This window comes from Bullifex sp. (assembly GCF_034103065.1).
In the GTDB taxonomy this organism is placed as follows: domain Bacteria; phylum Spirochaetota; class Spirochaetia; order Sphaerochaetales; family Sphaerochaetaceae; genus Bullifex.
The window spans coordinates 1-5533 of record NZ_JAXEGN010000125.1; the positions used below are offsets into that span (position 1 = coordinate 1).

Sequence of the window (5533 nt, forward strand, 5' to 3'; positions counted from 1 at the left end):
TCTGATTTCTATTTAGGAGGAAGAAAACTAGGACCATTTGTAACTGCAATGAGTGCAGAAGCTTCTGATATGTCAAGTTACTTATTAATGGGATTACCAGGAGTAGCTTATCTTTCAGGACTTGCTGATGTAGGCTGGACAATTATTGGGCTTGGAATTGGTACATATTTCAACTGGTTATTAACAGCTAGAAGACTTAGAAGATACACAGAAGTAACAGGCTCTATTACTCTACCTCAATTCTTTTCAAAACGCTTTCATGATGAGAATAAAATACTTACAGTTGTTGCTGCAGTTATAATAATTGTATTCTTTATTCCTTATACAGCATCTGGTTTTGCTGCATGTGGAAAACTCTTTTCGTCTCTATTCTCACTACCATACATGCCTTGTATGATAGTTTCTGCAATTGTAATAATAAGCTACACAGTAGCAGGAGGCTTTTTAGCGGCATCCTTAACAGACTTTATCCAGTCAATTATTATGACATTTGCAATATTCATTGTATTATTTTATGCAACAACTCTAGCTGGTGGATTTAACCAAGTATTAACTAATGCTTCTCAGCTTGCTGGATATATCTCATTTACCCTCACTCATGATCCTGTTACAAAAGTAGCATCTCCATATGGTTTTTTGACAGTTGTTTCTACACTTGCTTGGGGCCTTGGTTACTTTGGTATGCCTCATATTCTACTTCGCTTTATGGCAATTGAAGATGAAAAAAAGCTTTCTCTCTCAAGAAGAGTTGCGACAGTTTGGGTATTAATTGCAATGGCAGTTGCCCTTTTTATCGGGGTTATTGGAAGAGTACTTTCAAACCTTTCTATTGTAGAGACCTTAGAAGGTTCAGCATCTGAAACAATTATTGTTGTAATTGCTAAACTTTTATCATCTCATGGAATTTTTTCTGCAATAATTGCAGGACTTATTCTTGCAGGTATTTTAGCAAGTACTATGTCCACAGCTGACTCACAGCTTTTAGCTGCTTCATCAAGTGTATCTCACGATATTTTACAAGATGCAATGCACATTAACCTTTCAGAAAAGAAAAGTATAATAGCGGCAAGAACAACGGTAATAATAATTGCTATACTTGGTTTAGTTATTGCTAGAAATCCAGCAAGTTCAGTATTCTCAATTGTATCATTTGCTTGGGCAGGCTTTGGTGCTGCTTTTGGTCCTGTTATTATTTTATCTCTCTATTGGAAGAGATCAACAGGACTTGGAGCTCTTTGTGGCATGATCTCAGGTGGCCTAATGGTATTAGTTTGGAAGTTTATGATTAAACCAATCGGTGGAATATTTGGTATATACGAGCTATTACCGGCTTTCCTTGTTGGTCTTATTGTAATGGTTATTGTAAGCTTGTGTTCAAAAAAGCCAGAACAAAGTGTTATTGATGAATTTAATTTAGCTTCTAGTCATGCTGAAATAAAATAAAAGTATCAAAGTTTTTTGCGGATAGAATTTTGCTATCCGCATTTTTTATCTTTAATAGGCAAAGATATTCCCTATTTTATACAAAATCACTATATTGACTTAGCCTTATATTCATTTTATACTTTTTAAGGCTTTATAAGAAAAGCAATTATTTTGGAGGAAATGTGGCTAAAGAAGAAGCTATTGAAGTTGAAGGCGTAGTAAAGGAAGCACTCCCAAATACAAGATTTAGGGTTGAGCTTCAGAATAAGCTAGTTATTCTCGCTCACCTCTCCGGTAAGATGAGAAAACACTACATCAGAATTGTCCCAGGTGACATTGTTAAAGTTGAACTATCACCGTATGATCTTTCAAAGGGCAGAATTGTTTATAGAGAACACTGATTAGCACTAGGCTTCCAGACGTGGAAGCTTTTTTTTGCATAAAAAAAGCGCCCAATAATTTGAGCGCTTTATTTTTATTATCCCTTTCTCGATTCATATACCGCTGCACCGCCAAGGAAGTATTTTGACAGTGAGAAGAAGAGGATAAACATTGGAATAGAAGCAAGCAGTGCACAAGCCATCAAAGCTCCTTCATCTGTTTGCTTTTCCTCTGCGAACTTAGAAATATAAAGAGGAATAGTCTTCATCTTTTCTGCTTGAGAACAAAGTAGTGGCCACAAGAGGTTATCCCACTGGTTTCTAAAGGATAGAATACCAAGTGTTGCAACTACTGGAGTTGAGTTTGGAAGAACTATTTTGTAGTAAATCTTAAATTCTCCAAGGCCATCAACACGAGCAGCATCAAGATACTCACTTGGGAAGGTAAGCAAATACTGTCTCATTTGGAAAACACCAAAGGCACTTACCAAGAATGGTATTATCAAACCAGGGATTGTATTTATCATCTTAAACTTAGAAGCAACTAAGTATAGAGGAATCATGATTGCTTCAAAAGGAATCATCATTGTACTCATGATTAACATAAATACAAAGGTCTTACCTTTGAAGTTAAATTTAGCAAGGCCATAACCGCAAAGAGAAGCCATTAATACTGTTGTAATAGCACAAGTAATAGCTACTACTAAGGAGTTAAAAAGGTTTCTAAAGAAAATCTTTTCTCCATGGTTTCCTAAAATAGCCTTCTGGAAGTTTGTAAAGAAAGTTCGTGATTCTGATGTGAAGTACTTCTTACTAGGAATCCAAGTATAAGGCATACTCATGATTTGCTTTGCATCCATAAAAGCTGCTGTAAGCATGAAAATTAGTGGGAGTATAGTAAATATCAAAACTAAGATAAGTACAATGTAAGTAATGACTTCTCCTACACCAACTTTACCAACAAATTTGTTATTGTTCATTTATACTCCTCCAATCAATATTCAACATCTTCATCACCCTTCTGGGTCTTAAACTGTAAGAAGGTAAAGAAAAGCATGATAACAAACAAGATAATAGACATTGCACTTGACCTGCCAAGTCTTCTATTAACAACACCAGTGTAATAAATGTTCATTGTAATAACATCGATTGGCTCTCTTGCTGTTCCACCTTGAACAAACATGTACTGAGTACTGAAGGTCTTTAAGCACTGGAGCATTGCCATAATTGATACGAGCATAATAGTTGGCTTTAAGAGTGGAAGTGTTATTTTCCAGAAAGTATGCCAGCGTGAAGAACCATCTACAATTGCTGCTTCATAAATTGTAGGAGGAATTGAAGCAAGACCTGTTATAAATAGGATTGTGAAATATCCTATGTATTTCCAGAAGTATACGATTATTGTTGATGCTCTAAGCATATTATCATTTGTGAGCCATTGGAAATCCTTTCCAGAGGTGCGCATTACAAAGTTAGATAATTGGTTAAAGAGACCTGTAGGCTGGAATAATATCATCCAAATTGTAGCAGCTACTACGCTTGAAAGTACCGCTGGTGTATAGTAAGCAAGCTCAAACATCTTAGACTGACCTGGCTTGCGAAGTTGCATAATCATAACGGCAAGTACTAATGATACTACTACCATTGGAATAAAAGTTCCAATTGTAAAGATACCTGTTGCCTTAAGGGAATTTAGTAGAGAGAATCCCCCATTAGATTGTGTAAAAAGATAAATATAGTTATCGAATCCGATAAAGTCCCAAGTACGTTTAATTGCATCACGGTTTGTTAAGCTTGTAATAAACGCACTAATAATTGGATAGAAACTGAATACAGCAAAGAAGATTAAACATGGGATAGTAAATGCAAAACCCCATCTTGCTTGCTGCTTCTCTATGCTAAATTTTTTTGCATTCTTCATTTTTCATCCTCTTTAAAAAGTTGTGGGCCGGGAGATCATAGTGATAACCGACCCACTATTTCATAAAACCTCAATATTAGTCAGCGAGGATTTCCATTACGTTCTTCTGGAGAGCATCATATGCGCTAGAAGGATCTGCACCCTGGAGCATAACCTGCTTGATTGCGCTGTTGATAGCACTCTGGATTTCTGAAGCACCCTTGCCATGGTATACAATGTGAGATCTTGCGAAGTCATTCTTGAATACTTCTGAATATGGCATTGAAGCGTATGTCTCACCTTCCATGAGAGCCTTTGTAGGCTGGATTAATCCTACCTGTGTAAGATATTCTTCAGCATGACCTTCTGTTAAGAGGAAGTACTTAATGAGTTCCCATGCCATCTGCTGTTCAGCCTTAGACTTATCAGCATTAACCATGTAGAAGTGACCATAGTAGCAACCTGCAACGTCTTTAACAGCATCTTCAAATACTGGATATGGTACTACCATCCACTCACCACTATTGTAGAATGATGGGTTATCAGAAAGAATTCTTGCTTCCTGGTAGAGACCTGTATTACACATAGCGATATCACCATTGTCCTTATTAAAGAGCTTTCTAGCAGCTGTTAATGTAGGATTACCAAGGTTCTCACCCTGAGGTCCCCAATTCTGCATAAATGTAAGAGCCTTTACCCATGCATCTTTGTTAACACAACCGTCTTTCTCTGAAAGTGAACCACCAAGCTGTTCTACCATTGGAACAAAGTATGTAAGTTCATAAGAATATCTGAAGTCAAAACCTCTTCTCTTAATGATGTCACCATCTCTTAATACGATCTTGCTACTAACTTTAACCATGTCTTCCCATGTCTTTGGGAAATCTTTTTCAGGATCTAAACCAGCATCTTTAAATACTTTCTTATTTAAGAAAATTGACCAGTTTGTTAACTCGAGAGGAAGACCATAAACATCACCATCATAGTATACAGCATCAATCATACCATCTTCATAGTTAGCAAGAAGATCTTTTGCATCCTTAAAGCCGAGTGTCTTGTAATCAGCTGGAGCTACTCTACCTGCTTCAATGTACTGGAATTCATTTTCAATTGGAAGGTTGAAGAATGAAGGACCTTCACCTGATGCGAAAGCTGTCTGTACGAGCTCTCTGAGTTTTTCAGCACTCTGTCTTGTAACATTAACAGTTACATTTGGATGAAGTTCGCAGAACTCTTTAATATATCTGTCTTCAAGAGCCTGTCTAGCTGCGTCCTCATGTGTCCAGAACTCAAGAGTAATAGGTTGATTTGAATCAACTTCACTTGCACCCTGAGCAAATACAGATGTAAGTGTCATGACCAAACAAAGTAATAAAACCAATGCTTTTTTCATAGAAAAATTGCCTCCTTTAATGGCTTTCTATAAATAATCATCGGCTAAGTTTAGTTTTTAAACAATTGTAATTTCTTATTTTTTTTTGAAGAAATTTCCTTTTTTAGTTAATTAATATTACAAATATTCTTCTCAATAGAACAAAAGAGATGCCTCAAGACATCTCTTTTTCTTCCTTCTTTAAAATAATCCAAACAGCACCACTGCCTCCATATTGAGGTTTAGGAACTGTAATATCACGAGCAACTCCTTTATCATTTATTATTTTATACACTAGGTCTTTTAATACCCCAACACCATCTTGTGAGTGCAAGCCCTTACCATGAATAATTGCAACCTTTTGAATGTTGGATTCAATTGCCTCATCTAAGAATTTATTTATTTCACTCTCAGCTTCACTATAAGTTAAGCCATGTAAATCAAGTGTAGAAAGAG

General features: G+C 36.3%; 6 protein-coding genes. 2 read left to right on the top strand and 4 right to left on the bottom strand.

What is annotated here, in order from left to right; genetic code table 11:
• A partial coding sequence (locus SOY52_RS04910) for a sodium/proline symporter (protein ID WP_320847863.1) occupies positions 1-1443 on the top strand: 1443 nt, incomplete at its 5' end.
• Between the two features lie 164 nt (positions 1444-1607).
• Positions 1608-1826 (top strand): translation initiation factor IF-1, encoded by a 219-nt coding sequence (gene infA, locus SOY52_RS04915; RefSeq protein ID WP_276984182.1) that lies wholly within the window; start codon positions 1608-1610, stop codon positions 1824-1826.
• Between the two features lie 77 nt (positions 1827-1903).
• Here infA and SOY52_RS04920 read toward each other — a convergent pair whose 3' ends face one another.
• From SOY52_RS04920 to SOY52_RS04935, 4 genes are all read right to left on the bottom strand, one after another.
• Complete coding sequence (locus SOY52_RS04920; protein ID WP_320847864.1) at positions 1904-2785, bottom strand: carbohydrate ABC transporter permease; 882 nt, start codon at positions 2783-2785, stop codon at positions 1904-1906.
• A 14-nt stretch (positions 2786-2799) separates the two neighbouring features.
• Entirely contained in the window at positions 2800-3726 is a 927-nt protein-coding gene (locus SOY52_RS04925) for a sugar ABC transporter permease (RefSeq protein ID WP_320847865.1), read from the bottom strand.
• A 76-nt stretch (positions 3727-3802) separates the two neighbouring features.
• Positions 3803-5098 carry an extracellular solute-binding protein gene (locus tag SOY52_RS04930; RefSeq protein WP_320847866.1) on the bottom strand — a complete coding sequence of 432 codons (1296 nt, stop codon included), beginning with the start codon at positions 5096-5098 and terminating at the stop codon, positions 3803-3805.
• 154 nt (positions 5099-5252) lie between these two features.
• On the bottom strand, positions 5253-5533 hold a 281-nt coding region (locus SOY52_RS04935), incomplete at its 5' end, for a Smr/MutS family protein (protein WP_320847867.1).

Excerpts from the sequence above, each read along its gene's own strand:
- SOY52_RS04920 (WP_320847864.1), bottom strand. The coding sequence starts at position 2,785 with ATGAACAATAACAAATTTGTTGGTAAAGTTGGTGTAGGAGAAGTCATT.
- SOY52_RS04930 (WP_320847866.1), bottom strand. The coding sequence starts at position 5,098 with ATGAAAAAAGCATTGGTTTTATTACTTTGTTTGGTCATGACACTTACA.
- SOY52_RS04925 (WP_320847865.1), bottom strand. The coding sequence starts at position 3,726 with ATGAAGAATGCAAAAAAATTTAGCATAGAGAAGCAGCAAGCAAGATGG.